The sequence below is a fragment of the Rhizobacter sp. P1_G5 genome (assembly GCF_056405435.1).
The window spans coordinates 1-1,800 of the sequence record NZ_JBFUCB010000895.1; the positions used below are offsets into that span (position 1 = coordinate 1).

Consider the following 1,800-nt stretch of genomic DNA (forward strand, 5'->3'; position numbering starts at 1 on the left):
GACCGGCGCCGACGCGGCCCCGGCCGGGGCGATCACGACGACCGGCGGCGAGGCCGGTTGCACCGTGGTGACGCAGCCTTGCAGCAGCAGGCCGGACAGCACCAGCGACAGGCCCGCAGGCGCGCCGGATCTCGACAGGATCAGGGAGTCATCTTTCACGTCAACGGTGTCCTTGTGGGAAGCGACTGGAGGGGCCGGGGGCGGTCGTCGGATGGAGGCCGCGTGGAAACAAAGTGTAGAGCGTCGCGCCGGGCGTCCACCCCGTGGAACGCCGAGCTAGACTCCGTCGCGCTTTGCAGGTTCCGTGCCTCGACCGATCGGAAACCCGCAGGCCGGCGAACCCGGCGCCGGATGTGCATTCCTCACGCTTCATGACCACCCACCTCCTGTACCTGCACGGATTCCGTTCGTCGCCGCAGTCGACCAAGGCGCGCCAGGTCGAGGCCTGGGTGAAGCGCCACGCACCGCGCGTCAACTGGTGGTGCCCGCAGCTGCCGGCGTCGCCGCAGGAGGCGATCGAGGGCCTGCAGGCCGAGCTGGCGGGCTGGCCGCACGACCGCATGGCGATCATCGGCAGCTCGCTCGGCGGCTTCTACGCCACGGTGCTGGCCGAGCAGCTCGGCTGCCCGGCCGTGCTGCTGAACCCGGCCGTCGACCCGGCCCGCGACCTGGCCGGCCACATCGGCGAGACGACCGCCTGGCACAGCGAGGAGCGCTTCTTCTTCGTGCCGGCCTACGTCGAGCAGCTGCGCGCGATGGCGCCGGGCGCGCTGGCGAAACCGTCGCGCTACTTCGCGGTGATCGCCACCGGCGACGAGGTGCTCGACTGGCGCGAGATGAGCGAGCGCTACCGCGGCGCCCACCTGCGCATCGTCGAAGGCAGCGACCATGCGCTCAGCGGGTTCGACGAACACCTGCCCCACCTGATGCATTTCCTGCAGCTYGGCGCCTCGCCCTGACCGGGATCGGCCGAGCTTTCCGCGACAATCCCACCCATGTATGCACTGTTCGATGACGCCGGCAAGTTTCTCGCCGGCCGCGTGATGACCGAAGCCGACAGCTCGATGCAGATCGAGCTCGATTCGGGCAAGCGCGTGAAGGTGAAGGCAGCCAACGTGTTGCTGAAGTTCGAGAAGCCGCTGCCGGCCGAGCTGATCGCCGAGGGCCAGCGGCTCGCCCGCGAGATCGACCTCGACCTGGCCTGGGAATTCGCGCCCGACGCCGAGTTCGGCTTCGCCGACCTGGCGCGCGACTACTTCGACAGCAAGGCCGGCGTCGAGAAGCAGGCCGCCGCGTTGTTCCGGCTGTTCGAGGCGCCGCACTACTTCCGCCGCCTCGGCAAGGGCCAGTTCAAGAAGGCGCCGGAAGAGATCGTGAAGGCCGCGCTGCTCGGCATCGAGCGCAAGAAGCAGCTGGCCGCGCAGATCGAGGGCTGGGCCGCCGAGCTGGTGGCCGGCCAGTGCCCGGCGCCGGTGCGCGAGCAGCTCTACAAGATCCTGTTCCGCCCCGACAAGAACGCCGCCGAATACAAGGCCGTCGTCGAGGCCTCGCGCCGCGCACAGAAGGCGCCGCTCGACCTGCTGACCGCTGCCGGCGCGATCGACTCGCCGTACCAGTTCCACTGGCGGCGTTTCCTGTTCGAGAACTTCCCGAAGGGCACCGCCTTCCCGCCGCTGTCGGCCCCGGCCATCAAGGACGACCTGCCGGTCGCGGCCGTGCAGGCGTTCTCGATCGACGATTCGCAGACCACCGAGATCGACGACGCGCTGTCGGTGCAGGGCCTGGGCAGCGGCACCGTGG

At 69.8% G+C, this 1,800-nt stretch carries 1 protein-coding gene and 1 pseudogene; both read left to right on the forward strand.

Going from position 1 to position 1,800, the window contains the following annotated elements; genetic code table 11:
- Positions 1 to 371: 371 nt before the first annotated feature.
- The gene (locus tag AC1D12_RS32445) at positions 372 to 959 is read left to right on the forward strand and encodes a YqiA/YcfP family alpha/beta fold hydrolase (RefSeq protein ID WP_477827328.1); all 588 of its coding nucleotides are present in this window, start codon (positions 372 to 374) and stop codon (positions 957 to 959) included.
- Between the two features lie 36 nt (positions 960 to 995).
- Positions 996 to 1,800, forward strand: a pseudogene (locus AC1D12_RS32450) (RNB domain-containing ribonuclease); the annotation flags it as partial.